The following is a 24,726-nucleotide window of genomic DNA, read 5'->3' on the forward strand; positions in this document are numbered from 1 at the left end:
GCGGCCAGTTCGGCCCAGCCGGCCCGGCCGACGTCGCCGGCGCGCCGGAGAGCCCGGGGTCGAGCACGACGGTGACGGCGGCCACGCCGACGGCGAGCCGGGCGGCGACCGCGTCGAGGAAGCCGGTGCGCCCGCCGGCCACGGCGGCTCTGACCAGTTCGGGGCCGGTGGCGCCGGGGGGCGCGGCGGCCAGGTCGTGCCAGCGGACGCCGTCGAAGCGGAGGAGGCGGCCCGTGCCGGTGATGCCGTAGAGGGCGACGGGGACGCCGGCGGCCGCTTCGCGCGGAACGGCGAGGGCGCGGACGCCAGGGGTGGGCCCGACCGGCTCCCAGGGCAGGTTCTGGCCGCACAGCTCGCGGCGCAGCAGGTCACCGGCGGCGTCGACGGCGTAGAGGGTGCGGCCGAGCACGGCCATCGCGCGGATGTCGGCCTCGGGGCCGATGACCTCCCACGGGTCGCCGGCGCCGCCGGAGAGGCGGTCGACGACGTTGCGGGTGATACGGTCCACGACAGGGTCGTGCAGGGTGTTGCCCCAGTTGACGGTGGCGGCGGTGAAGACGGTGCCGAGGCCGCTGGTGAAGACGCCCATCGTCGCCATCCCGCCCTGGCCGTAGGCGGCCCAGTGGCGCAGGTCGGCGGTGGCGAGCACGACGAACGAGGACGGCGTGCCGTCCCGGCAAGTGGCCCGAGGCACCCCGCCGACCTCCTCGAACTCGGCCGCGTCGGTCTCGTAGCCCAGGCAGCCCTGGCCGAACTTGTCGCCGTCGGTCAGCCCGGTGCCCTCGAACACCCAGTGCGCGGCGAACCGCGCCGTGTAGGACTCCTCCAGCATGCGCGGCATGTGCGGCCCCCACGTGCCGGCGCCGGCGCGGAAGCTCACGCCGGTGAGCGTGTTCTCGGGGCGGCCGGCGGCCGACCATTCGACGGTCGCCAGCCGGGGGTCGGCGATCGGGTCGGCGATCGGGTCGCGGTGGCAGAGCATGGTCCGCCCGCCGTCCTCCAGCCGGATCTGCCACCAGCAGGTGTTGCCGGAGAAGAACGCGACGTTGCCGCCCCGGCGGACGAACTCCTCGACGGCGTCGCGCATCCCGGCCGTCCAGTATTCGTCGTGGCCGTTGACGATCAGCATCCGGTGCCGGGTCAGCAGGCCGAGGCCGTCGTCCAGGTCCAGGTTGGAGCAGTAGGCGACGTCGTACCCGGCGGGGCGCAGCCATTCCACCAGGCCCTGTTCCCAGCGTTCGGGGGGCGGGCCGCCGCCCGGCCGGTCGAAGCTCACCCGCGCGGCCCGGCCCGGCGACTCGGTCCAGTAGACGCTCTCCCCGGGCACCCCTGCCCGGTTGTACGCCTGCCAGGTCGTGAAGGGGACGCTGACCAGGATCGGCGCGGCCGGTACGGCTTCCCGTACGACGAAGAAGACCTCGTTGTCCGGGCACGGCGCGCCGCCCGGCAGGCCGGGCGGCCACGGCAGCTCGGGGCCGAACCTGGCCCGGTAGAGCGAGCTGGGCCAGTCGGCGCCGACCTCCAGTTCCCAGCCGGGGGCGGCGGCGCCGGTGTGGACGACGCGGCCGTCGGCCAGGTCGGTCACCTCGACGGGAGACGGCCCGGAGAGCACGAACGGCAGGCGCGTGCCTTGCGGGCAGGACGTGGCCGTGGCGTAGGCGCGTACGGTCATCGGCGGGCGGCCTCGACGAGCAGGTCCTCCAGGCCGAGCAGGTAGCGCTCGATGTCCGCGCCGGACAGGTGGCGCGTGTCGGCGGTCAGCGAGACGCCGTGGGCCGAGACGTGCACGCAGAAGCGGCAGTTCAGCTTGTCCTGGCTCATCTGCCACTCCAGCGCGGTCTCCGGCAGCGCGGCGTCGAGGTCGGCGGGCGTGCAGGCGGCCGGGCCCGGGTCGGCGAAGCGCAGGTCGTTGAAGCAGCAGTTGGGGTGGACCGGCGTGCCCCGGCGGGCACTCTCGTCGCGGACGATCCTGGCGCGGTCGGCGGGGTCGTGGTAAGCGCTGCGGTAGGCGCGCATCGCCGCCGGGGCCGCGGCGCGCAGCACGCCGGTGAAGGGGCCGTCGACGTCGAGCGTGAACAGGCCCTCCTGCGACAGCGTGCTGACGATGCCGAGCGTGTCGCGCCGGAACCGGTTGCCGACGATCGGCAGCATGGCGCACCGGTCGGAGCCGGAGAAGCGGCCGGCGAGCGTGGCGGTGGCGGCGAGCAGGACGGTGGAGGTGCTGGCCCGGTGCGCCAGCGCGATGGCGCGCACGGCCAGGTGCAGCGCGGGGGAGCGGAGCAGCGCGCGCCGGATGGGCGGGTCGGCGGGGTCGCCGCTGACGGCGGCGAACATGGTGGCGGGCATCAGGGCGTGCTCGCGTTCCCAGTGCGCGGCGGCGGCGCCGGCGACCTGCCGTCCTTCCGCGCCGGCCTGCCAGGCGGCCAGGTCGAGCGGGCGCGGCGCGGCCGGGCCGGGGACCCGGCCGCGCAGCAGCAGCGTCCGCAGGTCGCGCAGCGCCACCTCGGCGCCGAGCCCGTCGGCGGCCAGGTGGCAGAAGACCAGGACCACATGGGTGACGACGTCGCCGTCCACGACGAGCGCCACGCGCAGCGGCCATTCGGCGTGGTAGTCGAACCGGGTCGCGGCCAGCTCGGCCAGCACCTTGCCCGGGTCGCCCGTGGTGATCTCGGCGGTCAGCCGCCCGGTGGCCTCCAGCCGCTGGCCGGGCGGGTCGGTGAGCCGGGTGCGCAGTGCGCCGTGCCGCTCGACCAGGGCGGTCAGCGCCGTCGTCACGTCGGTGACGGACCGCCTGCCGGGGACCTTCAGCACCCGGCCGAAGTTGAAGTAGTGGTCGTCGGGCGCGGTGCGTTCGACGGCCTCCCAGATCGCCCGCTGGCCCCAGGTCAGCGGCGCGGTGCCCGAGTCGGGTGCGGCGAACCGGATCGTCATCGTCCGGCCAGGTGCCCGGCCAGCCGGTCGAGGTCGTCGAGCAGGTCCAGCCCGTCGCCGGTCAGGTCGACCGTCACCCCGAACTCGGTCTCGATCGCGTCGGCCAGCCGGAGCTGGCCGATGGAGGTCAGCCCGAGCGCGGTCAGCGGCACCGTCGCCGTCAGGGCCTCGTGCGCGCTGATCGCGCCGTCGGACGACTCCGCGACGAGCGCGGCGAGCCGCTCTCTGATCATCACAGGCTCCCCCGCCGAAACTGGAAAGAATCCTAACTGTTGCGAGTGTTCCACGGACCTTCCGGGTCCCGCAAGGCCGATGAATACGGCCTTGTCTCCGTCGCCGCCGCATGCCACACTGAACGCCCACCGATAAAAAGTAAACTTTCCTATTAGTAACGCCGATGGCTGTTCCGGGGGCCGATCGTGAGCGTGACCCTTCCCGGCCTGCTCAGGCAGCGGGCCGCAGCCGACCCCGGCCGGGTGGCGATGACCGTCCACGGCTCGGGCTCGATGACGTTCGGTGAGTGGGAGACCAGATCCGACCGTGTGGCCGCCGGACTGGCCGGGCGCGGCGTGCGCCCGGGGGACCGGGTGGGGCTGGTCTTCGGCAACGGGGGCTGGCTGGAGTACGCCGTCGCCTTCTTCGGCGTGGCCAAGGCCGGGGCGGTGGCTGTGCCGCTGTCGGACCGCCTGGCCGCGCCCGACGCCGAGGCGATGCTCGCGCACTGCGGCGCCGCCACCGTGCTGCGCCCCGGCGAGGTGCCGTCCGAGCCGGGCGGCGCGGCAGCCCCCGCGACACTCCCCGAACCCGGCGCCCTCGCCCAGATCCTCTACACCTCCGGCACCACCGGCCGGCCCAAGGGCGTCAGCGCGACCCACGCCAACCTGGCCCACGGCTGCGGGGGCAGGCGGCGGCCGTTCGCGCACAGCCGCCACCTCGCGCACGCCTTCCCCATCGGCACGAACGCCGGGCAGTGGATGCTCGTCAACGCCGTGGACGCGCACCCCGAGGTGGTGACGCTGCCGGTGTTCACGCCCGCCAGGTTCGCCGCGCTGATCGAGCACCACCGGGCCGGGACCGCCTTCCTGGTGCCCGCGATGGCCATCGAGATGCTCGCCGCCCGCGTCCACGAGCGGCACGACCTGTCCAGCGTGCTCCTGCTCGGCTCGGCCGCCGCGCCGCTGCCCGCCCGGGTGGCCGCAGGGCTGTCCGGCGCGTTCCCGAACTCCACGATCACCAACTACTACACCTCCACCGAGGCGGCGCCCGCCCAGACCGTGATGATCTACGACCCGGAGCGGCCGACGAGCGTGGGCCGGGCCGCGTCCGGCGGCGCGGTGCGGATCGCCACCGCCGGGGGCGAGCCGCTGCCGTCCGGCGTCACCGGTGAGGTGTGGATGCGCTCCCCGGCGGCCGTGCGCGCCTACTACGGCGACGCGGCGGCCACCGGCGAGGTGTTCCGGGACGGCTGGGTGCGCATGGGCGACCTCGGCTACCTGGACGCCGACGGCTACCTCTACCTGGTCGACCGGGAGAGCGACGTGATCAAGTCGGGCGCGTACAAGGTGTCCACGATCCACGTCGAGGAGGTCGTCTACCAGCACCCGGGCGTGACGGAGGCGGCGGTGTTCGGGGTGCCGCACCCGACGCTCGGCAAGGCGGTCGCGGTCGCCGTCGTGGGCGGCGTGACGCACGAGGACCTGCGGATCTTCCTGAAGGGCCGGCTGGCCCCGCACGAGCTGCCCGTCCGGCTCGTGACCGTCGACGTCCTGCCCCGCAATCACGGAGGCAAGGTGGACAAGCGCGCACTGCGAGAGGTTGTTCGATGACCGAGGTATCGTACGCCCAGCACGGCATGTGGATCACGGAGAGGATGGGTGCGGGGTCCGCCTACCACATGCCGATCGTGATCCGGTTCTCCGTACCACCGGACCGCGGCGCGCTGGCCAAGGCCGTCACGGCCGTGGTGGAGCGGCACCCGCTGCTCGGCTGCGCGTTCGAGGACCGGGGCGGGGCGCCGCACCTGGTGCCGGCCGTCGTCCAGCCCGCGCTGGCCGACCGCCCCGGCGCGTTGGACCTGGAGCGGGGGCCGCTGGTCCGCTTCGAGCTGGACGGCGACACGCTGACGATCGTCGCCCACCACCTGGTCTTCGACGGCCAGTCCAAGGACGTGCTGGTGGCCGACCTGGCCTCGGCGCTCGAAGGCACGATCGCCGAGCCGCTGGAACGTGCCGACCATGCCGCGCTCCAGCGTGAGCGCGTCGAGGGGCTGCTGGCCCGGGCCGGGGCGTTCTGGGCGGACCGCTGGCGTGAGCCGGGCGAGGTCGTGGTGGCCGGTGACGTGCTGCGCTCGCGCCGCGCCGGGGCGGGGGCGCTCGCCGAGTTCGGCCTCGACGTGCCCGAGCTGCCCGGCCTGACCAGGTTCGAGGTGGTGCTCGCCGCCCTGCACGCGCTCCTGCGCTCCTACGGCAACACCGGCGTGGTGACCGCCGTTGACCTGTCCACCCGCACGGCCACCGAGACCGGCCACGTCGGCCCGTACGTCAACGAGCTGCCCGTCCGCTCGACGCCGTCGCCGGACACGCCGTTCGGTGAGTTCGCCGCCGGGCTGCGGGCCGAGCTCAGGCAGGTGTACGAGGTCCGCGAGGTGCCGATCGCGCGCGCCGTCCCCGGGGTCAGGCCGCATGCCGCGCTCGCCCCGATCTCCGTCAGCTACCGGCGCGGCGGGACCGCTCCCGACGGGTGGGACGTCGACTGGCTGGCGTTCAACGGGGCGGTGCGCGGCGCGCTGCAGCTTCAGCTCCTCGACGGGCCCGATGGCCTGTCGGCGAGCCTGCGTTACGACCCGGCCGAGCTGCGCGACCCGGGCCGCTTCGCCGCCGACCTGATCGCGGTGCTCGGACGGGCCGCGCCGGAACGCCCGCTGCGCGACCTGGCCACGTTCCACGAGCCCGTCGCGAGCGCCGCGGCCGAACCCGCCCAGGTGGATGACGGGGGTGCCGACCTGGGCGGCGACGACCCGCTGCTCGCCGAGATCACCGCGATCTGGGAAGAGGTGCTCAAGATCTCGCCGATCGAGCGGAACGACGACATCTTCGACCTGGGCGGGCACTCGCTGAGCATCACCCAGATCATCGCCCGGATGCGCAAGCGCCTCGGCGTGGAGATCGACCTCGACGACTTCTTCGACAACCCCACCATCGCGGGCGTCATCGAGGTGATCAGGCGGTGACCTCGCTCCTCGAACGGGCGGCGGCGCCCGGCCTGGACGACGCCGACCTGTCGCTCATGCTGACCATCCGGGCGTTCGAGCACAAGCTGCTCGACCTGTTCGGCGAGGGGCGGCTCAACGGCACCACGCACACCTGCCTCGGCCAGGAGTACGTGCCCGTCGCCCTGGAACCGCTGCTCGGCCCGGCCGACCACGTCTTCAGCAACCACCGGGGCCACGGCCACTACCTGGCCCGCTTCCGCGACCCGCACGGGCTGCTGGCCGAGATCATGGGCCGGGAGGGCGCCGTCTGCCGCGGCGTGGGCGGCAGCCAGCACATCCGCCGCGACCGCTACCTGTCCACCGGGGTGCAGGGCGAGAGCCTGCCGGTGGCCGCCGGGGTGGCCCTGCACCTGAGCCGGGCCGAGCCGGGCGCGCTGGCCTGCGTGTACATCGGCGACGGCACGTTCGGCGAAGGCGCCGTCTACGAGGCGCTGAACCTGATCGCGCTGTGGCGGCTGCCCGTGCTGGTCGTCGTGGAACACAACGGCATCGCCCAGTCCACGCCCACGGCCGCGCACCTGGCGGGCACGATCGCGGGCCGGGCGGCGGCGTTCGGCATCGGGCACGAGCGCGTCGAGGGGTTCGACCTGCCCGCGATCCGGCGGCGGCTCGGGCCGCTCGTCGCCCGGGTGCGCGAGGGCGCGCCGCTCGTGGTGGAGTTCGCCACCCACCGCCTGGGCCCGCACAGCAAGGGTGACGACACCAGGAGCGCGGAGTCCGTACGGGAGGCGAGGGACGCCGACTGGCTGGCGCACTGCCGTGCGGCGCGGCCGGAGCACGTCGGGCGGCTGGAGCGGGAGGCGCGCGAGCGCGTCGACGCGGTCGCCGCCGAGGTCGCGGCCCGGCCGCCGTCCACGTGGGTGCGCGCATGAGGGTCGCGGAGGATCTGAACGCGGCGCTGCACGCGGTGATGGACCGGCAACAGGACCTCTACCTGCTGGGCGAGGACGTGCTCGACCCGTACGGCGGCGCCTTCAAGATCACCAAGGGGCTGTCCACGGCCTACCCGGGGCGGGTGCTCACCACGCCCATCAGCGAGGGCGCGATCACCGGCGTCGCCGCCGGGCTGGCGCCGGCGGGGGACCGGGCGATCGTCGAGATCATGTTCGGCGACTTCGCCGCGCTGGCCTTCGACCAGCTGCTCAACTTCGCGGCCAAGTCCGTGTCCATGTACGGCGAGCCGGTGCCGATGCGGATGGTGGTGCGCTGCCCGATGGGCGGCGGGCGCGGCTACGGGCCCACGCACAGCCAGAGCCTGCAGAAGCACTTCGTCGGGATCCCGGGGCTGGCGCTGTACGAGGTGTCGCCGTTCCACGACAACCTCGCCGTGTTCGAGGAGATGCTGGCGCGGGCCGAGCCGTGCGTGCTGTTCGAGGACAAGGTGCTCTACACGCGGCAGATGCACCAGGTGGACAGCCCCTTCTCCGTCGAGGTGAGCGGCGGGGTGGCCCGGGTGTTCCTGGACGATGCGCCCGACTGCGTGATCGTCGCGCCGGGCGGCGTGGCGCACCGGGTGGTGGCCGCGATGCGCTCGCTGCTCCTGGAGGAGGAGATCGGCTGCACACTGCTGGTGCCGTCGCGGCTCTACCCCTTCGACGTGGAGGTGCCCGCGGCCCGGCACGTGTTCGTGGTGGAGGAGAGCACGGCCGGCGGCACCTGGGGCGCGGAGGTCGCCCACCACGTCCACCGGCGGCACTGGGATCGGCTGGCCGGGCCGGTGACGCTCATCCACTCCGCAGACTCCGTCATCCCCACGGCCTCGCACCTGGAGCGCGAGGTGCTGGTGGACGAGGCCGACATCCACCGCGTGATCAGGAAGGTCGTCCGTGGCTGAGCTGCGCCTGCCCAAGCTGAACAACAACGACGCCGAGTACCTGCTCGTCGAGTGGCTCGTCCCCGACGGCACGCCGGTGCACGAGGACGACGCCGTGGCCGTGGTGGAGACGTCCAAGGCGGCCGAGGAACTGCCCGCCGGCGCCGGCGGCACGCTGCGCCACGCGGTCAAGCCGGGCACCTGGTGCCGCCCCGGCGAGCTCCTCGCGACGATCGGCGACGAGCCCGCCGCGCCCGCTCAGGAGACACGTGGGACGCCGCAGGGCGGGCCGCTCGTCACCGCACCCGCGCAGGCGTTCGCCGACGAGCACGGCATCACGCCCGAGCAGCTCGCCGGCCTCGGCGTCGACGTGGTGCGGCGGGCCGACGTCGAACGGCTCCTGGACGGCCCCGCCCGCCGCGAGCTGCCCCGGGTGCAGCGGGCCGTGGCCAGGGCGGTGGAGCTGTCCCACCAGAGCATCCCGGCGGCGTACCTGGTCGTCCGCATGGACCTCGGCCCCGCGCTCAAGCGCGCCGAGGCGGCCACCCGCGAGGTCCGGCGGCCCGTCGGCCTCGCCGAGCTCTTCGTCCAGGCGGTCGCCGGGCTGCACGAGCGCCACCCGCTGTTCTTCGCCGCCTACGAGGGCACGCACGCGCTGCTCTCCGACGTGCCGAACATCGGCGTCACCCTCGACGTGGGGGAGGGCCTGTACGTCCCGGTCGTGCGCGACGCGGCCGGCCGCCCGCTCAAGGAGATCGCCACCACCCTGATGAAGCACCGCCTGGCGGCCGCGTCGGGCGACTTCAAGGAGGCCGACCTGGCCGGTGCCAACTTCGTCGTCACCCTGCACACCGAGGGCGACGTCGTGCTGGCCGTGCCGTTCGTCTTCCCCGGCACCGCGTGCGCGCTCGCCGTCACCGCGCCCTCCGACGGGACCGTCGCGCACATCGGGCTCGCCTACGACCACCGGCTGGTCAACGGGCGCGACGCCGCGCTGTTCATGGCCGCGCTGAAGGCCGCCGTCGAAGGCTAGTTTTCCGATCGACACCGTACGGGCACAAACGGTAAGGAGGCTCCTGACTTCCCCTGCGAGGTGTGGGCATGGTTCCGTTGATCGGGATCGAGGAGGAGTACCTCATCGTCGATCCCCGCACCCGCCACGTCACTCCCCGGGCGGCCGATGTGCTGGCCGCCGCCACGGATCTGCTCGACGTGGCGCACGAGATCACCCGTTTCCAGGTGGAGGCCCGGACAGCGCCGTCCGCGGACCTGACCGAGCTGGGCACACAGCTGCGCGCCGCGCGCAAGGAGGTGGCCGGGGCGGCCCGCTCGTGCGGGCTCGCCGTGGTCGCCAGCGGCATCCCCGTGCTCGGCAAGGTCACGCCGCCGCCACTGACCGAGGACGCCCGCTACGAACAGGGCCGCGTCCTCTACCGCGCGTTACAGGACGAGATCAGCATCTGCGCCCTGCACGTGCACGTGGACGTGCCCGACGAGGAGCACGCCGTCTACGTGGGCAACCATCTGCGTCCCTGGCTGCCCACCCTGATCGCGCTGGCCGCCAACTCGCCGTTCTTCGTCGGCCGCGACACCGGTTACGCCTCCTGGCGGGTCATCTCGTGGGGGCGCTGGCCGGTGTCGGGCGCGCCGCCGTACTTCCCCACGTTCGCCGACTACGAGCTGGCGCTGCGCGCGCTGGCCGCGTCGGGGGCGCTGATGGATCCCAAGACCGTCTTCTGGGACACCCGTCCCTCGCCCAAGCTGCCCACCGTCGAGGTGCGGGTCGCCGACGTGCCGCTCGACGTGTGTGACAGCCTCACCATCATCGGCCTGGTCCGCGGCCTCGTCGTCACGGCGCTGGCCGACGTGGCGCGCGGCGACCGCGGCCTGCCCGTGCCGGCCGAGGTGCTGCGCGCCGCCTACTGGCGCGCCGCCCGCGACGGGCTCGCGGGCGACAGCCTCGACGTACGGCACGGCGCGCTCGTCCCCGCCCCGGTGATGGTCGGCCGCCTGCTCGACCACGTACGGCGGGCCGTGGCGGAGGCGGGTGACCTGCCGTTCGTCGAGGAGGGGCTGCGGCGGCTGCTCCGCAAGGGGTCGGGGGCGGCGCGCCAGCGCCGGGTGCACGCCCGCGGCCACAACCTGGCGGAGGTGGTGGACGACCTCATCGAGGCCACCGTCGCCTGAGCCCGCCGGCCGGGGGGCCCGGTGGTCAGCGCAGGGCCAGCGCCATCGCGACGCCGAGGCCGAAGACGACCACGACGCCGCGCAGCACGGCCGGTGACATGAGGCGGGCCAGGCGGGTGCCGAGCAGGCCACCCGCCAGGCTCGCCGGCGCGATGACGGCCACGGCCGCCCACTCGACCGGCCCGAACAGCGCGAACGCCACCACCGACACCGTGCAGATGGCCAGCGACAGCACCGCCCGCACGGCGTTGACCCGCTGCAGGTGGTCGTGCAGGAACATGCCGAGCACCGCCAGCAGCAGCACGCCCATGCCGCCGTTGAAGTAGGCGCCGTAGCAGCCGCCGAGGAACACCCCGGCGTAGACGAGCTTGCCGGGACGCTGCCCGTCCTCGCCGCCGAACCGTCTGCGCAGCCACGGCTGGGCCAGCAGCGCCAGGCTGGCGAAGGCCACCAGCCACGGCACCAGCGACTCGAACATGTCACCGGGCGTGCTGAGCAGCAGCCCGCTGCCCCCGACCGCGCCCAGCATCGTCACCGCCGCCAGCCCGGCCGCCCGGCGCCCCCGGCCGCGCAGCTCGGCCCGGTAGCCGACGGCCCCGCCGAGATAGCCGGGCCACAGCGCCACGGCGTTGGTCACCGAGGCGGTCAGCCCCGGGTAGCCGAGCGCCATCAGGGCGGGGAACGAGACCAGGGTGCCGCCGCCGGCCAGCGCGTTGACCACGCCGGCCAGCAGGCCGGCCCCGGCCAGGAACAGGATGTCGCCCAGCGGGATCATCGAATCTCCTTACGTGTGGATCCCGCTGCTGGGGGGAACAGGGAGGAACCGGTATGCGATGGAACGGTCAACGGCCGACCGCGTAGCCCTGCGCGCCGCGCGGGTTCGCGCCGGCCTTCAGGAATGCGCCGTCGCGGGCGACGGCGCTGAGCCGGCCGAGCGACCACGGCCCCTGCACCTCGACCTCGTGCCCGCGCCGCCGCAGCTCGGCCACGACCGCCGGGTCCAGCCGCTCCTCCACGTGCACCACGCCGGGGCGGGAGCCGCGCGGGAAGAACGAGCTGGGGAAGTGCTCGGTGTGGAACATGGGGGCGTCGATGGCTTCCTGCAGGTTGGAGCCGCCGTGGACCAGCGACAGGAACAGGTTGACGCTCCACTGGTCCTGCTGGTCGCCGCCCGGCGTGCCGAACGCCAGCCACGGCCGGCCCTCACGCAGCGCGAACGACGGCGACAGCGTGGTGCGCGGGCGCGCCCCGGGTCGCAGCGACGCGGGCAGCCCGTCCTGCAGCCAGAACATCTGCGCCCGGGTGCCCAGGCAGAAGCCCAGCGAGGGGATGACGGGCGAGCTCTGCAGCCAGCCGCCGCTCGGCGTGGCCGACACCATGTTGCCGTGCCGGTCGACGACGTCCACGTGGCAGGTGTCGCCGCGCACGCTGCCGTCGGCGGAGGTCGCGTCCTCGCCGGGGACGGCGAGCTTGCTCACCGTCGGCTCGCCCACGCCGGCGCGCCTGCCGGACACGCCCGGCGCCGAGCTCGCCGTGCCGGGCACGGGCAGCACCGGCAGGCGCGGCTCGCGCCCGCCGGGGGCGCCGGGCCGCAGCTCCAGGCTGGCGGTGCCGCCGATGAGCGCGCGCCGCCCGGCGTTGTACGACTCGGACAGCAGGTCGGCCATGGGCACCTCGGCGTCGCCGTACCAGGCCTCGCGGTCGGCGAAGGCCAGCTTGGCCGCCTCGGTCACGGTGTGCACGTAGTCGGCGCTCAGCACGCCCATGCCGGTCAGGTCGCACCCGGACAGCAGCGCGAGCTGCTGCAGGAACACCGGCCCCTGACCCCACGGGCCGGTCTTGCACACGGTGTGGCCGTGGTAGTCGAAGGTGACCGGCTCCTCCACCGACGCCGACCAGGAGGCCAGGTCATCGCCGGTGAGCAGCCCGCCGTGCCGCTCGCCGGAGGTGTCCAGCCACGAGGTGGTGGCGCTGAACTCGGCGATCGCCTCCGCGACGAACCCCTCGTACCAGGCGCGGCGGGCGGCCTGGAGCTGACCCTCGCGGGTGCCCGAGGCGGCCTCGGCCTCCGCCACCACCCGCCGGTAGGTGGCGGCCAGCACCGGGTTGGCCAGCTTCGAGCCCTCCGCCGGCACCTCGCCGCCGGGCAGCCAGGTGGCCGCCGACGTCGTCCACTCGTCCGTGAACAGCTCCTTGACGGTGCCGATCGTGGCGGCGATCCGCTCCAGCACCGGCACCCCGTGCTCGGCGTAGTGGATGGCCGGGGCCAGCACGTCGGCCAGCTTCCAGGTGCCCCACCGCTCCAGCATCAGCATCCAGCCGCCGAACGCGCCCGGCACGGTGGCCGCGAGCAGCCCGGTGCCCGGCACGACGTCCAGGCCGAGCTCGCTGAACCGTTCCAACGACGCGGCGGCCGGGGCCACGCCCTGCCCGCACACGACGGACACGCGCTGGTCGGCCTCGCTCCACAGCAGGATCGGCACCTCGCCGGCCGGCCCGTTCAGGTGCGGCTCGGCCACCTGCAGCACGAACCCGGCGGCCACCGCCGCGTCGAAGGCGTTGCCGCCGCGCTCCAGCACGCCCATGCCGGTCGCGGAGGCGAGCCAGTGCGTGCTGGCCACCATGCCGAAGTCGCCCGTCAGCTCGGGCCTCGTGGTGAACAAGTGCGGTCCTTTCATGAGGCGGCGGTCGCGTCGGGGAGACGGTCCGCCGTGACGAGGTGGCAGGCGGCCGGGTGGCCGCCCGTGCGCGGATCGGCCAGCTCGGGCTCGGTGGTGCGGCACACGTCGATCGCCAGCGGGCACCGGGTGTGGAAGCGGCAGCCGGACGGCGGGTCCACCGGGCTCGGCACGTCGCCGCTCAGCACGATCCGCTGCCGCGCGCGCTGCTTGACCGGGTCGGCGACCGGCGCCGCCGACAGCAGCGCCTGCGTGTACGGGTGACGCGGCTCGGCGAACAGCCGGTCCGTCGGCCCTGACTCGACGATCCTGCCCAGGTACATGACCGCGATCCGGTCGGCCAGGAACTCCACCACCGACAGGTCGTGCGTGATGAACAGGCAGGAGAAGCCCAGGTCGCGCTGCAGGTCGCTGATCAGGTTGAGCACCGACGCCTGCACCGACACGTCCAGCGCCGACACCGGCTCGTCGGCCACCACCAGCTTCGGGTTGAGGATCAGCGCGCGGGCCAGCCCGACCCGCTGCCGCTGGCCGCCCGACAGCTCGTGCGGGAACCGGGTGGCCATCTCCGGCCGCAGCCCGACCCGCTCCAGCATCTCGGCGACCCGCCGGCCCACCTCGCGCCTGGCCACCGCCTTGTGGTGCACCAGGGGCTCGCCGACGATCTGCTCGATCGTGAAGCGCGGGTTCAGCGACGAGAACGGGTCCTGGAACACCATGTGCACGTCCCGCCGCAGCGGCCGCATCGAGCGCCGCGACAGGTGCGTGACGTCGGTGCCGCCCAGGCTGATCCGGCCCGAGGTGGGCTCGATCAGCCGCAGCACGCACTTGCCGACGGTGGACTTGCCGCTGCCCGACTCGCCGACCAGGCCGAGCACCTCGCCCTTGCCGATCTCCAGCGACAGGCCGTCCACCGCGCGCACCTGGCCGTAGTGCATGACCAGGTCGTCGATCTTCAGTACGGGTTCGGTCATGGCTGCTCTCCAGGGTGGAAACAGGCCGCCACGTGATCGGCCGCCTGCCGTACGAGAAGGGGCCTGGAAGCGGCGCAGTCGTCCTGGGCGCGCGGGCAGCGCGCCCGGAAGGCGCACTCGTCCGGGTCGGACATCGGCGAGGGGACCATGCCGGGGATCTCCGCCAGCCGCCCGTTCACCGCCGCCGACGGCAGCGCCTTCATCAGGCCCAGCGTGTACGGGTGCCGGGGCCGGGCGAACAGTTCGGCCACCGGGGCCTGCTCGACGGCGCGGCCCGCGTACATGACCACGGCGCGGTCGGCGATGTCGGCGACCACGCCGAGGTCGTGCGTGATCAGGATGATCGCGGTGCCGAGCCGGTCGCGCAGGTCGCGGAAGACGTCCAGGACGCCCGCCTGGATGGTCACGTCCAGCGCGGTCGTCGGCTCGTCGGCGATGAGCACGCGCGGCGAGCACGCCACCGCGATCGCGATCATCACGCGCTGCCGCATGCCGCCGGAGAGCTGGTGGGGATACTCCTTGACGCGGCGGCGCGGGGCCGGGATGCCGACGAGTTCCAGCAGTTCGACCGCGCGGTCCATGGCCGCCCGGCGCGACAGCTTCTCGTGCTTGCGCAGCACCTCGGCGATCTGGTAGCCGACGGTGAACGACGGGTTGAGCGAGGTCATCGGCTCCTGGAAGACGACGGACACGTCCTTGCCGCGCACCTTGCGCAGCTCCGGCTCCGGGAGCGTGGTCAGCTCGCGGCCGTCCAGCTTGATCGAGCCGGTGAGCTTGGTCGTGCCGGGCGGCAGCAGTCTCGGCACCGACATCGCGGTGACCGACTTGCCGCAGCCCGACTCGCCGCACAGGGCCAGGATCTCGCCCTCCTCCAGGGTGAGCGAGATGTTCCTGACCGCCTGGACGAGGCCGTCCTCGGTGTCGAAGTGCACGGCCAGGTCGGTGATCTCCAGCAGGCTCATCTGCCGCTCCTCGGGTCGAGCACGTCACGCAGCCCGTCGCCCAGCAGGTTGAAGCCGAGCGTGGCCAGCGCGATCATCACGCCGGGCCAGATCGCCAGCCAGGGCGCGACGTCCAGGTACTGCTGGGCGGTGGTGAGCATGACGCCCCACGACGGGGTCGGCGGCTGCACGCCCAGGCCCAGGAACGACAGCGTCGACTCGCCGATGATCGCCGCCGGGATCGCCACCGTGGCCTGCACGATCAGCGGGTTGGCGCAGTTGGGCAGCACGTAGCGGAACAGGATGTGCCGGTCGCCGGCGCCGTCGGCGATGGCCGCCGCGACGTAGTCCATCTCGCGGATCGCCAGCACCTCGCCCCGGGTGATCCGGATGATGGCCGGGAGCTGCGAGAAGCCCAGCGCGAGCACGACGCCCTTGAGCGACGGCCCGATGATCGCCGCCAGGCCGACCGCGAACACCAGGAACGGGAAGGCCAGCGTCACGTCGACCAGGCGCATCACGACCGGGTCCAGCCAGCGCCGGTAGAACCCGGCCACCAGCCCGATGGGGATGCCGATCACCATCGCCAGCAGCGTCGACAGCACGCCCGCCTGCAGCGACACCTGCGCGCCGTGCGCGATCCTGGCCAGCGCGTCGCGGCCCAGGTCGTCGGTGCCCAGCGGGTGCGCGCCCGACGGCGGCGCCAGCGTGGCCGCGTAGTCCTGCGCCGACGGGTCACCGGTGACCAGCGGCCCGAGCAGCGCCAGCAGCAGGAACGCCGCCACCAGCACCAGGCCCGCCATCGGCATCGGCCGCCGCCGGAAGCGCCGCCACAGCCTGCGCCGCCGGTCGGCCCGGCCCGACCTCACGGGTACGGCGAGCGTCTCAGCCATGTCCGCCTCCCGAGAGCCTGATGCGCGGGTTGAGATAGGCGTAGGCGATGTCGACCAGCAGGTTGACCACCACGTAGCCGATCACTGTGACCAGCACCACCGCCTGGATGACCGGATAGTTCCGGGTGAGCACCGCGTCCACGGTCAGCTTGCCGAAGCCCGGGATGACGAAGATCTGCTCCGTCACCACCGCGCCGCTGATGAGCGCGCCGAGCTGCAGGCCGAGCACGGTCACCACGGTCGTCAGGCTGTTGCGCAGCGCGTGCGCGCCCACCACCTTCGACTCGGCCAGGCCCTTGGACCTGGCCGTGCGCACGTAGTCGGCCGACAGCGCGCCCAGCATCGCCGACCGGGTCTGCCGCATGAGGATCGCCGCGAACCCGGTGCCGAGCACCAGCGCGGGGAGCAGCATGCGCTGCAGGTTCGCCGCCGGGTCCTCGGTGAACGGGACGTACCCGGAGGCGGGCAGCCAGCGCAGCGTCACCGCGAACAGCAGGATGCCCAGCAGCCCGAGCCAGAAGTGCGGCACCGACAGCCCGGCCAGGCCGAACCCGGTCGCCACGTAGTCGGCGAACTTGCCGCGCCGCACCGAGGCCACGATGCCGGAGCCCACGCCCACGACGATGGCCACGAGCATGGCCAGCGCGGACAGCTCCAGCGTCACCGGCAGCCGCTCGGCGAGGATGTCGGCCACCGGGATCTGGTCCTGGGTGGACCGGCCGAGGTTGCCCGACAGCGTCTGGGTCACGTAGTCGACGTACTGCGCGGGCAGCGGCTTGTCCAGGCCGAACTCGTGCCGGATGGCCTCAACCACGGCCGGCGAGGCCTCCTCGCCGGCCATGACCACGGCCGGGTCCCCGGGCAGCGCCCTGACCCCCAGGAAGATCAGGACGCTGGCCACGAACAGGACGATCACCGCCGAGCCGCAGCGCCGCAGGATGAACCAGACCATCAGGCGACGAACCCGGCGGTGGCGTAGCGGGGCAGGCCGTCCTTGAAGTACTGGACGCCGGCGACGTTCTTGCTCATGCCCAGGTAGTACTTGTTGTGGTACAGGTACACGACCCCGCGCAGCTCGGCGGCCCGCTTCATGGCCTTGCTGTAGAGCTCGGCGCGCTCGGCGGTGTCCTGGGCGGCGGCGGCCTGCTTGATCGGGTCGTCGATGCCCGGGTCGGCCATGCCCGCGTAGTTGTTGCTGCCCTGGCCGGTGACCAGGTTCGTCAGGTTGCCGTCCGGGTCGACGCGGCCGGACCAGCCGCTCAGCATGGCCTGGAAGTCGCCGGACTTGCCCTGCTCCAGGGTGCTGACGAACTCGGCCGTCTCCACCGTGACGGCGAACCCGGCCTCCTTGGTCATCTGCTGGATGACCTGCGCCAGCCGCTGGTTCGTGGCGTCGTTCGGGGAGGTGAGCTTGACGGGGATCGGCGTCGGCACGCCGGACGCCTGCACGAGCTGCTTGGCCTTGGCCACGTCACGCTTGGGGCACTGCAGGTCGGGGGTGCGGTACGGGCTGTCGACGGGCACCGGGAAGCAGTCGACCTCGTGCAGCCCGTTGTAGACGGTCTTGTTGATCTGCTCGCGGTCCAGGGCCAGCTCGAACGCCTCACGCAGCTCGGGGCTTTTGGCCAGCGCGCTGTCGACGGGGCCGGGCTTGTCGGTGGAACCGGTGGCGTTGCCGATGTTGATCTGCAGGCCGTAGTAGCCGAGGCCGCCGCCGGCGACGACCTTCAGGTTCGGGCCGGCCTGCACGCCCGCGACCGTGGTCGTGGCGAGCTGGTCGGCCACCTGGACGTCGCCGGACTTGAGGTTCGCGGCCCGCACGTTCGGGTCGACGATGATTTTGTATACGAGCTTGTCGAGCTTGACCTTGGCCGCGTCGTAGTAGTCCGGCGCCTTGTCCAGCACGATCTGGCTGCCCGAGGTCCTGCTCGCGAACGTGAACGGCCCGACGCACACCGGGGCGGTGCCGAAGTTGTCCCCGGCGCTGTCCAGCGCCTTCGGCGACATGATCATTCCGGCCCGGTCGGCGAGCTGCGCGGTCAGCGGCGTGAACGCGCGCTTCAGCGTCAGTTTCACCGTGGTCGCGTCGACGGCCTCCACCTTGGAGATGGCCTCCAGGTCGGCCTGGCGGGAGGACTTCTCCCAGGTACGGTGCCGGTCCAGCGACTTCTTGACCGCCTCGGCGTCGAAGGGGGTGCCGTCGTTGAACTTCACGCCGTCACGCAGCTTGATCGTCACCTCCTTGCCGTCCTCGGAGACCTCGGGCAGGGCGGTGGCGAGCTGCGGGACCAGCTCGGACGCGGCGTCGATGTCGTAGAGCTTCTCGCACATGTTGGCGAAGACCTCGCGGCCCACGAGCGTGGTGGACGTGCTCGGGTCCAGCGCGTCGGGGTCGGCGTTGAGTGCCACGTTCAGCGTGCCGCCGCCCTTCACGGCGCGGTTGTCCGCCGAGGCGTCGGCCACGGATGGGGCGGCCGACGGACCGCTCGAACCGCCTCCGCCGCACGCCGTCAGTGCGAGGGGCAGCACGGCGAGTGCCGCGACGATTCTGGGGGACGGTCTCATGGTGCCTCCGAGGGGAACGGGCAGTTCGGACACTGTATACAAGACCTAACATTGCAATTGCACGCCGTTAAGGGCGGTTGTTACCTGAGTGTTTTCTAATCGTTTGCGTGCTTTGTCCTGTTAGGGCGTCCGACTGCCGCCAGGAAGGACCGCCGGGCGGCCGCCACATGGGCCACCGCCCGTGCCTGTGCCTCCTCCTCGTCGCCCGCCGCGATCGCCTCGCACAGGCTCAGATGCTCCGACCACGAGTGCGGCCCGCGCGCCGCCGCCGTCTGGGTGAACACCCACTGCGCCCGCTGCAGCATCGGCGCCATCATCAGGTTGAGGTAGGAGTTGCCCGCCGCCTCGCCCACGGCCTGGTGGAAGGCGGTGTTGAGATCGGCCACCGCCTCCAGCCGGCCCTCGTCCACGGCCTGCCTGGCCGCGTCCAGCACCCGGCGCAGCCGATCCACCGACGCGGGCGTGCACTTGCGTGCCGCCAGCCGCGCCGCCAGGCCCTCGACGGCCATCCGCACGTCGAAGAGCTCGTCGCCCTCCTCGGCCGACAGCGTCGCCACGGTCGCCCCGAAACGCGGGACGACCTGGACGAACCCCTCGGCGGCGAGCACCCGGATGGACTCGCGCACCGGGTTGCGCGAGACGCCGAGCAGGGCGGCCAGCCGGTCCTCGACCAGGCGCTCGCCCTGCCCGAACTGGCCGGACACGATGCGCCGGCGAAGCTCGTCGGTGACCTCGTGGCGCAGGGTCCGGTGGGTTGCGCCGAGGGACAGATCAGACATAAGGCGACTTATCGTATACAACGTTCTTCGAGGCTCGTGCGTGATCAGCTCCGGGCGGCCCGCTTCTTGTACTTGTACGTGATCCACATGCTGGTCCCGTACATCGCCAGCCCGAGCGCGATCATCGCGGCCGCCGTGGGGTAGCGCAGCCCCGGCTGCATGTGGGTGGCCAGGAACCAGGAATGCCCGAGCCGGCCGTCGGCCACGAACACCGCCGCCAGGATGCCCTGCGGGATCAGCGGGATCGCCCCCAGCGACATGCACACCAGCACCACCGCCCGCTGGAACCTCGGCATGTCGGGCAGCTTGAACGCCGAGCCGGCCCTGCCCTCCGCGCCCCCGGACGGCCGGCGCCCGGTGCGCATCATGTGCAGCAGCTCCGGCCCCTGCGCGGCCAGCCGCCGCTCGGCCAGCGCGCCGAACCACCAGAAGCACAGCGCCCCGGTCAGCACCCCGACGGCCACACCCGGCCAGCCCCAGAGCGCCGCCGCCACGCCCGCCGGCACCCCGGTCGCGGCCACGAGCACCATCATCAGGTACGCCAGCCCGGTCAGCGCGCCGTCGTCCTCGCTCGTGCGCAACGGGTTGCCGCCGCGCTTCTGCGGATCGGTGCCCGGCACCAGCGCGTACACCGAGACCAGCGGCACCAGCCCGGCGCCGCCGCCGAGCAACGCCACCGTGAGCGCGACGACCATCGGCCACGGTCCGCCGTTGACCGCGCTGAGCCCCACCGCCAGCAGCACCGCGACGGGCGCCACCGCCACCAGCCACGCCAGCTGCCGGCCGCGCACGTCGGACGCGCCCGGCGTCATCACCGACAGCCACAGCGCGGTGCCGTCGGTGCCGTAGACGTTGGACGCCATCGCCGCCGCCATCACGATGAAGATCGGCCCCGCCAGCGGCAGCATGCCCGTCCACCCGAGCACCAGCGGCGCCGCCGCGAAGAACACCCCGTAGGCCAGCGCGAACGTGAGCTGATGGGTGCGTACCAGATCCCGCGTCCACGTCCGCAGCTCCTTGGCCAGCACCGCGTCCCTGGCCGTGGCCGCCCGCATCGGCCTGCGGCCGCGCGTCGGCGCCTGCGCCGCCCCGGCCCGCCTGGTCAGCAGCGCCGCCCACGCCGCCAGCAGCAGCGCGATCAGCACCGCCATCGCCGCCAGCGCCAGATGGTCGCCCTGGACGGCCAGCACACCCCACCCGGACGGCAGGTAACGCACGATCGCCGGGATCTCGTCGCCCTGCCCGAGCGCGATGGCGAACACCCAGCCCTGCCCCAAGAACGCCAGGACCACGCCGTTGACCAGCCCCGCGCCGACCGCCCCGACGCGCGAGCGTAACGCGATGCCCAGCACCGCCACCGCGACCCGCGACAGCAGCACGAACACGGCCAGCTGCAACACCATCGCGGGCACCGCTATCAGCGCCGGCCCGACGCCCTCCCGTACACCGAGCACGACCAGCCCCGTCATGGCCAGCAGGCTGATCGCCGGCGCCACCCCGACGAACGCCGCCACCAGCAGCCCCGCCGCCAGCCGGTGCGGCGGCAGCCCCAGCAGCGTGAAGAACTCCGGCCGCAGCGTCTCGTCGCCGCCGCCCGAGAAGACCGGGCCGATGATCCAGCCCAGCATCCACACCGCGTACGCGGCCGACAGCCAGTCGCCGCCCAGGAAGGCCAGGTAGATCGTGCCGGCCGAGAGCAGCACGCCCACCGACCCCGCCGAGGCGGCCATCGACCCCCGCTGACCGGTCAGCGAGTGGCGCAGGATCGCGACCTTCATCCGCACCAGCGTCACCGCTACAGCCATGACAGCCCCTTGGTGCCGGAGGAGGCCGAGCCGACCAGATCCACGAACCTGTCCTCCAGCGTCGCGTCGCCGCGCACCTCCACGAGCGGTCCGGCCGCCGCCACCTTGCCCCTGTCGATCACCGCCACGTGGTCGCACAGCTGCTCCACCAGCGCCATCACATGACTGGACAGCACGATCGAGCCGCCCCCCGCGACGAACCCGCGCAGGATCGTCTTGATCGTCGCCGCCGACACCGGGTCCACCGCCTCGAACGGCTCGTCCAGCACCAGCAGGCGCGGCGCGTGCAGCAGCGCCGTCGCCAGGCCGATCTTCTTCCGCATGCCCGTCGAGTACTCGATCACGAGCGTCTTCTCCGCCCCGTCGAGCTCCAGCACGGTCAGCAGCTCCTCGGCCCGCTCCGCCACCACGCCCCTGTCCAGCCCGCGCAGCAGCCCCAGGTAGGTGAGCACCTCCCGTCCGGTCAGCCGCTCCGGCATGGCCAGCCCGTCGGGCAGCACCCCCACCAGCCGCTTCGCCCCGGCCGGGTCGCCCCACACGTCCGCCCCGAAGATCCGCGCGCTCCCGCCGTCGGGCCTGAGCAGCCCCACCGCCATGGACAGTGTGGTCGTCTTGCCCGCGCCATTCTGCCCGACGAGGCCGTAGAAGGACCCCTGCGGAACCGCCAGGTCGACATGGTCCACCGCGACCTTCTCGCCGAACGCCTTCGTCAGGCCGGCGATCTCCAACGCCGCTGTCATGGTTGCCTCCTGGTGGCAAGGGTGAAGAGGGTGACGAACTCACCGGCGAGCGCGTCAAGGTCCAAGGCCGGGTCGTGGAGCAGGCGCGCCGGCACCGCGTCGACGGCGCCGCGGATCGCGATCGCCATGCTCCGCGAGTCGAAGTCGCGGAACTCGCCGGTCGACTTGCCCCGGTCGAGCAGCTTGATCACGTCGTTGATCGACGTCTCGTGCTGCTCCGCGTACGGGCCCGGCGCGCGATCGTCCTCGCCCCGGTTGTAGGTGACCACCTCCACCAGAGCCAGCAGCGGCTTGCGGTGCAGGCGCATGAAGTCGAGGTTGCTCTCGAAGTAGGCGCGCAGCATCCCGGTGGCGGTGGTCTGCGCCAGGATGCGCGGCATCATCAGGTCCGTGGCCGTCTTGGCGACCTCGCTCACGACCGCTTCCAGGAGCTGCTGCTTGCCGCCGAAATGGTAGGAGATCACGCCGGTGCTGATGCCCGCCCGCTGGGCGATCCTGGCCATGGACGCCCGCGCGTAGCCCTCCGTGGCGAGCACGTCCACCGCGCACTCGATGATCTGCGACCTGCGGGCCTCTTCGATGAACGTCCGGCCTTCTGATGGCACGCTCAAAATTTTAAACGGCCGTTCAAATTTTGCGAAGATCCAGATTTATCGTGATTCGATCAGTTGCCGGTGCGACTCCAGCAGGCCCTCCGGGAGGTCGTCCGGGGCACACCAGCGGGCCTCGAGGATCTCCATCGCGTTCAGCCGCATCGTGCCGCCGCCGGTGTACGTGGCCGCGTAGGCGATCTCGACCCTGAGCCGGAACCCGCTGCGGACCAGCACCAGCTCCCCGACCCGCACCTCCAGCCCGGTCTCCTCCCTGACCTCACGGACGACCGTCTGCTGGAAGGTCTCGCCCCGCTTCGCCCCGCCCGTCGGCAGGCCCCACGGCCGCTTCTCCGGCCAGAACCGGTGGCGCAGCAGCAGCACGTTCCCGTCCACGTCGCGGACCACGCCGGTCACGCCGACGATGAACTTGGCCTGCGACAGATAGAGCAGCCGCCACTGCACCGGCCCCCGGATGCCGCGCCAGAGCCGGGCGATCAGCCTCTTCACCGACGTCCTCCACCACCATGTGCCGCCGGCGTCCGCCGCCCGCCGGAGAAGCGTACCGACCGCCCGTGCCGATGTACGTTTCATCGGCGTGATCACGTGCCCCGCCGGGCGGTATCGCATCACCCCTGGTCAGCGGGGGAGAGGCCGGGCACAACGGCCCGACACCGCCTCCCGGGACGAAAGCCCCGGTCGCGGGCCTGGTTGGGACGGCGGACGAGCCGATACCGTCCGGTCGGGCACGTCAGAGCACGGAACCTGCCCGGACGGCGTCGCGTTCCCCCCGCTCGGAGGGACGCGGCGGAGCCGGGCGTGTTGCAGGCCCGGGCGCGCTCCGGCCCTCGACGAAGCCCCGCCTCTGGAGCCCGACATGCCAGCAAAACGCTGGGCAACCCCCGCGTTGCTCGCCTTGTCCCTGCAACTGCTCGCCCCCCTCGGCCCGCTCACCTCACCGGCCGCCGCGGAGACACCCACCTCCGCCGTGGCCGCCGGTGCGCGGGAGGCCTCCACGGTTCCGCTGGAAGAGATCAACACGGTCACCACCCAGGTCGCCTTCGGGCTGCGGCGCCCCACCGCCATCGCCGCACCCGACGACGGGACCGACCGGCTGTTCATCACCGAGAAGCGCGGCACCGTCCGCGTCTACCACCCCGACACGGGCCTCGAACAGACCCCGATGATCGACATCATGGCCTCGGTGGACGAGTCGGGCAACGAACGAGGACTGCTCGGCATCGCCCTGCCGCCCGACTTCACCCAGAGCCAGGACCTGTACCTGGCCTACACCGCACTGCCCGACGGCGCGGTCACCCTGGGCCGGTACAGCCTCGACGACGCGCGGCTCGAACCGCTGCTCTCCCAGGAGCACGCCGAGTACAGCAACCACAACGGCGGCCAGCTCACCTTCGGCACCGACGGCTTCCTCTACTGGAGCATCGGCGACGGCGGCGGCTCCGGCGACCCCTTCGACTCCGGCCAGCGCCTGGACACCCTCCTGGGCAAGATCCTGCGCGTCGACGTAAGCCGGAGCTGCGGCGACCTGGCCTACTGCGTTCCCGAGGACAACCCCTTCGCCGGCGTCGAGGGCGCCCGCCCGGAGATCTGGATGTACGGCGGCCGCAACCCCTGGCGCTTCTCCATCGACCACGCGGACGGCTCGATGTGGATCGCCGACGTCGGCCAGGGCAGATGGGAAGAGATCAACCACATCAAGCCCGGCCGGCAGGCCGGCGCGAACCTCGGCTGGTCCTGCTACGAAGGGCTGGAGGTGTTCGACCAGACCCAGTGCCGGTCCGACGCCCAGTACACCGAGCCGATCTTCACCTACTCGCCCTACACCGGCGGCTGCGCGGTCATCGGCGGCGAGGTCTATCACGGCGAGGAGTTCGCCGACCTGGTCGGAGGCACCTACATCGCCACCGACTACTGCTCCTCCACCGTGTGGGCGCTGCGCGAGGACGGCCGGGGCGGCTACGAGCAGGCCGAGATCGGCGAGACGCCCACACAGGTCACGGCGTTCGGCAGCACCCCGGACGGCGAGTTCTACGTCGTCAACGACCTTCCCGGCGGGCTGCACCGCGTGTCGTTCGAGCGGGCCGAGCCGACCTGCCTGATCAAGCGCACCACCCAGACCTGGGGCGGTGGCATGACCGTCGACCTCACCATCACCAACCGCGGCACCACCCCGATCAACGGCTGGACCCTGACCTTCCCCGTGTCCCCCGGCCAGACCGTCATCTCGGACTGGAACACCAACCTCACCCAGGGCGGCGACATCGTCAACGCGGTCAACGCCGCGCACAACGCCACCATCGCCCCCGGCGGCAGCGTCACCCTGGGCTACCTGGCCAGCCACACCGGCGACGCCTCCCTCCCGGCCCGCTTCTCCCTCAACGACGACACCTGCGCCCTCACCCCCTGACCACCCGCACCCGGGGTGCCCCGACCCTTCCCAGCGCCGGGGGCACCCCGGGTGCGGGTGGTCAGGGGGTGAGGGCGCAGGTGTCGTCGTTGAGGGAGAAGCGGGCCGGGAGGGAGGCGTCGCCGGTGTGG

At 72.9% G+C, this 24,726-nt stretch carries 22 protein-coding genes; 7 read left to right on the top strand and 15 right to left on the bottom strand.

What is annotated here, in order from left to right; all coding sequences use genetic code 11:
* The 3 genes from ADY59_RS35795 to ADY59_RS35805 all read right to left on the bottom strand — a co-directional run.
* On the bottom strand, positions 1 to 1,672 hold a 1,672-nt coding region (locus ADY59_RS35795), incomplete at its 3' end, for a N,N-dimethylformamidase beta subunit family domain-containing protein (protein WP_053175472.1).
* Positions 1,669 to 2,931 (bottom strand): condensation domain-containing protein, encoded by a 1,263-nt coding sequence (locus ADY59_RS35800; protein WP_049572070.1) that lies wholly within the window; start codon positions 2,929 to 2,931, stop codon positions 1,669 to 1,671. The genes ADY59_RS35795 and ADY59_RS35800, both read right to left, overlap by 4 nt.
* A complete protein-coding gene (locus ADY59_RS35805) occupies positions 2,928 to 3,164 on the bottom strand; it encodes an acyl carrier protein (protein ID WP_049572073.1) in 237 nt (78 codons plus the stop codon). The genes ADY59_RS35800 and ADY59_RS35805 overlap by 4 nt, the downstream gene beginning before the upstream one ends.
* A gap of 186 nt (positions 3,165 to 3,350) precedes the next feature.
* On the opposite strand from ADY59_RS35805, the gene ADY59_RS35810 reads away from it, so the two are divergent.
* From ADY59_RS35810 to ADY59_RS35835, 6 genes are all read left to right on the top strand, one after another.
* Positions 3,351 to 4,757 carry a class I adenylate-forming enzyme family protein gene (locus tag ADY59_RS35810; protein WP_231619055.1) on the top strand — a complete coding sequence of 469 codons (1,407 nt, stop codon included), beginning with the start codon at positions 3,351 to 3,353 and terminating at the stop codon, positions 4,755 to 4,757.
* Complete coding sequence (locus ADY59_RS35815) at positions 4,754 to 6,160, top strand: condensation domain-containing protein (protein ID WP_049572079.1); 1,407 nt, start codon at positions 4,754 to 4,756, stop codon at positions 6,158 to 6,160. Before ADY59_RS35810 ends, ADY59_RS35815 begins: the two co-directional genes overlap by 4 nt.
* Positions 6,157 to 7,074: a thiamine pyrophosphate-dependent dehydrogenase E1 component subunit alpha gene (locus ADY59_RS35820; protein ID WP_049572082.1), complete on the top strand. Its 918-nt coding sequence runs from the start codon at positions 6,157 to 6,159 to the stop codon at positions 7,072 to 7,074. The genes ADY59_RS35815 and ADY59_RS35820 overlap by 4 nt, the downstream gene beginning before the upstream one ends.
* The gene (locus ADY59_RS35825) at positions 7,071 to 8,036 is read left to right on the top strand and encodes an alpha-ketoacid dehydrogenase subunit beta (RefSeq protein WP_049572085.1); all 966 of its coding nucleotides are present in this window, start codon (positions 7,071 to 7,073) and stop codon (positions 8,034 to 8,036) included. The genes ADY59_RS35820 and ADY59_RS35825 overlap by 4 nt, the downstream gene beginning before the upstream one ends.
* Positions 8,029 to 9,048: a 2-oxo acid dehydrogenase subunit E2 gene (locus ADY59_RS35830; RefSeq protein WP_049572088.1), complete on the top strand. Its 1,020-nt coding sequence runs from the start codon at positions 8,029 to 8,031 to the stop codon at positions 9,046 to 9,048. Before ADY59_RS35825 ends, ADY59_RS35830 begins: the two co-directional genes overlap by 8 nt.
* Before the next feature lie 68 nt (positions 9,049 to 9,116).
* Positions 9,117 to 10,202 (top strand): carboxylate-amine ligase, encoded by a 1,086-nt coding sequence (locus ADY59_RS35835; RefSeq protein ID WP_049572091.1) that lies wholly within the window; start codon positions 9,117 to 9,119, stop codon positions 10,200 to 10,202.
* Between the two features lie 25 nt (positions 10,203 to 10,227).
* Here the strand turns inward: ADY59_RS35835 and ADY59_RS35840 are convergent, their stop codons facing one another.
* The 12 genes from ADY59_RS35840 to ADY59_RS35895 form a co-directional block, all read right to left on the bottom strand.
* Positions 10,228 to 10,977 carry a sulfite exporter TauE/SafE family protein gene (locus ADY59_RS35840; protein ID WP_049572094.1) on the bottom strand — a complete coding sequence of 250 codons (750 nt, stop codon included), beginning with the start codon at positions 10,975 to 10,977 and terminating at the stop codon, positions 10,228 to 10,230.
* 67 nt (positions 10,978 to 11,044) lie between these two features.
* Positions 11,045 to 12,880 (bottom strand): gamma-glutamyltransferase family protein, encoded by a 1,836-nt coding sequence (locus tag ADY59_RS35845; protein ID WP_197094019.1) that lies wholly within the window; start codon positions 12,878 to 12,880, stop codon positions 11,045 to 11,047.
* The gene (locus tag ADY59_RS53790) at positions 12,877 to 13,854 is read right to left on the bottom strand and encodes an ABC transporter ATP-binding protein (protein WP_049572100.1); all 978 of its coding nucleotides are present in this window, start codon (positions 13,852 to 13,854) and stop codon (positions 12,877 to 12,879) included. The genes ADY59_RS35845 and ADY59_RS53790 overlap by 4 nt, the downstream gene beginning before the upstream one ends.
* Positions 13,851 to 14,816 (bottom strand): ABC transporter ATP-binding protein, encoded by a 966-nt coding sequence (locus tag ADY59_RS53795; protein WP_049572103.1) that lies wholly within the window; start codon positions 14,814 to 14,816, stop codon positions 13,851 to 13,853. The genes ADY59_RS53790 and ADY59_RS53795 overlap by 4 nt, the downstream gene beginning before the upstream one ends.
* Positions 14,813 to 15,688: an ABC transporter permease gene (locus ADY59_RS35860; RefSeq protein WP_049572106.1), complete on the bottom strand. Its 876-nt coding sequence runs from the start codon at positions 15,686 to 15,688 to the stop codon at positions 14,813 to 14,815. The genes ADY59_RS53795 and ADY59_RS35860 overlap by 4 nt, the downstream gene beginning before the upstream one ends.
* Positions 15,681 to 16,640 (bottom strand): ABC transporter permease, encoded by a 960-nt coding sequence (locus ADY59_RS35865; RefSeq protein WP_049572109.1) that lies wholly within the window; start codon positions 16,638 to 16,640, stop codon positions 15,681 to 15,683. The genes ADY59_RS35860 and ADY59_RS35865 overlap by 8 nt, the downstream gene beginning before the upstream one ends.
* Positions 16,640 to 18,253: an ABC transporter substrate-binding protein gene (locus ADY59_RS35870; protein WP_063780889.1), complete on the bottom strand. Its 1,614-nt coding sequence runs from the start codon at positions 18,251 to 18,253 to the stop codon at positions 16,640 to 16,642. The genes ADY59_RS35865 and ADY59_RS35870 overlap by 1 nt, the downstream gene beginning before the upstream one ends.
* 95 nt (positions 18,254 to 18,348) lie before the next feature.
* Positions 18,349 to 19,032, bottom strand: a complete 684-nt coding sequence (locus tag ADY59_RS35875; protein WP_049572115.1) for a GntR family transcriptional regulator — start codon at positions 19,030 to 19,032, stop codon at positions 18,349 to 18,351.
* 44 nt (positions 19,033 to 19,076) lie between these two features.
* A complete protein-coding gene (locus ADY59_RS35880; RefSeq protein WP_156325932.1) occupies positions 19,077 to 20,837 on the bottom strand; it encodes a hypothetical protein in 1,761 nt (586 codons plus the stop codon).
* Positions 20,828 to 21,577 carry an ABC transporter ATP-binding protein gene (locus ADY59_RS35885; RefSeq protein ID WP_049572124.1) on the bottom strand — a complete coding sequence of 250 codons (750 nt, stop codon included), beginning with the start codon at positions 21,575 to 21,577 and terminating at the stop codon, positions 20,828 to 20,830. Before ADY59_RS35885 ends, ADY59_RS35880 begins: the two co-directional genes overlap by 10 nt.
* The gene (locus tag ADY59_RS35890; protein WP_063780890.1) at positions 21,574 to 22,182 is read right to left on the bottom strand and encodes a TetR/AcrR family transcriptional regulator; all 609 of its coding nucleotides are present in this window, start codon (positions 22,180 to 22,182) and stop codon (positions 21,574 to 21,576) included. The genes ADY59_RS35885 and ADY59_RS35890 overlap by 4 nt, the downstream gene beginning before the upstream one ends.
* A gap of 45 nt (positions 22,183 to 22,227) precedes the next feature.
* A complete protein-coding gene (locus ADY59_RS35895; protein ID WP_049572129.1) occupies positions 22,228 to 22,677 on the bottom strand; it encodes an NUDIX hydrolase in 450 nt (149 codons plus the stop codon).
* Between the two features lie 367 nt (positions 22,678 to 23,044).
* Here ADY59_RS35895 and ADY59_RS35900 point away from each other — a divergent pair, with 367 nt between their 5' ends.
* Positions 23,045 to 24,595 (top strand): PQQ-dependent sugar dehydrogenase, encoded by a 1,551-nt coding sequence (locus ADY59_RS35900; protein ID WP_049572132.1) that lies wholly within the window; start codon positions 23,045 to 23,047, stop codon positions 24,593 to 24,595.
* The last annotated feature ends 131 nt before the right edge of the window (positions 24,596 to 24,726 follow it).

The organism is Nonomuraea sp. SBT364 (genome assembly GCF_001083785.1).
Lineage (GTDB): Bacteria > Actinomycetota > Actinomycetes > Streptosporangiales > Streptosporangiaceae > Nonomuraea.

Excerpts from the sequence above, each read along its gene's own strand:
- ADY59_RS53795 (WP_049572103.1), bottom strand. The coding sequence starts at position 14,816 with ATGAGCCTGCTGGAGATCACCGACCTGGCCGTGCACTTCGACACCGAG.
- ADY59_RS35885 (WP_049572124.1), bottom strand. The coding sequence starts at position 21,577 with ATGACAGCGGCGTTGGAGATCGCCGGCCTGACGAAGGCGTTCGGCGAG.
- ADY59_RS53790 (WP_049572100.1), bottom strand. The coding sequence starts at position 13,854 with ATGACCGAACCCGTACTGAAGATCGACGACCTGGTCATGCACTACGGC.
- ADY59_RS35870 (WP_063780889.1), bottom strand. The coding sequence starts at position 18,253 with ATGAGACCGTCCCCCAGAATCGTCGCGGCACTCGCCGTGCTGCCCCTC.
- ADY59_RS35880 (WP_156325932.1), bottom strand. The coding sequence starts at position 20,837 with ATGGCTGTAGCGGTGACGCTGGTGCGGATGAAGGTCGCGATCCTGCGC.
- ADY59_RS35875 (WP_049572115.1), bottom strand. The coding sequence starts at position 19,032 with ATGTCTGATCTGTCCCTCGGCGCAACCCACCGGACCCTGCGCCACGAG.
- ADY59_RS35860 (WP_049572106.1), bottom strand. The coding sequence starts at position 15,688 with ATGGCTGAGACGCTCGCCGTACCCGTGAGGTCGGGCCGGGCCGACCGG.
- ADY59_RS35900 (WP_049572132.1), top strand. The coding sequence starts at position 23,045 with ATGCCAGCAAAACGCTGGGCAACCCCCGCGTTGCTCGCCTTGTCCCTG.
- ADY59_RS35800 (WP_049572070.1), bottom strand. The coding sequence starts at position 2,931 with ATGACGATCCGGTTCGCCGCACCCGACTCGGGCACCGCGCCGCTGACC.
- ADY59_RS35840 (WP_049572094.1), bottom strand. The coding sequence starts at position 10,977 with ATGATCCCGCTGGGCGACATCCTGTTCCTGGCCGGGGCCGGCCTGCTG.
- ADY59_RS35805 (WP_049572073.1), bottom strand. The coding sequence starts at position 3,164 with ATGATCAGAGAGCGGCTCGCCGCGCTCGTCGCGGAGTCGTCCGACGGC.
- ADY59_RS35835 (WP_049572091.1), top strand. The coding sequence starts at position 9,117 with ATGGTTCCGTTGATCGGGATCGAGGAGGAGTACCTCATCGTCGATCCC.
- ADY59_RS35845 (WP_197094019.1), bottom strand. The coding sequence starts at position 12,880 with ATGAAAGGACCGCACTTGTTCACCACGAGGCCCGAGCTGACGGGCGAC.
- ADY59_RS35865 (WP_049572109.1), bottom strand. The coding sequence starts at position 16,640 with ATGGTCTGGTTCATCCTGCGGCGCTGCGGCTCGGCGGTGATCGTCCTG.
- ADY59_RS35815 (WP_049572079.1), top strand. The coding sequence starts at position 4,754 with ATGACCGAGGTATCGTACGCCCAGCACGGCATGTGGATCACGGAGAGG.
- ADY59_RS35825 (WP_049572085.1), top strand. The coding sequence starts at position 7,071 with ATGAGGGTCGCGGAGGATCTGAACGCGGCGCTGCACGCGGTGATGGAC.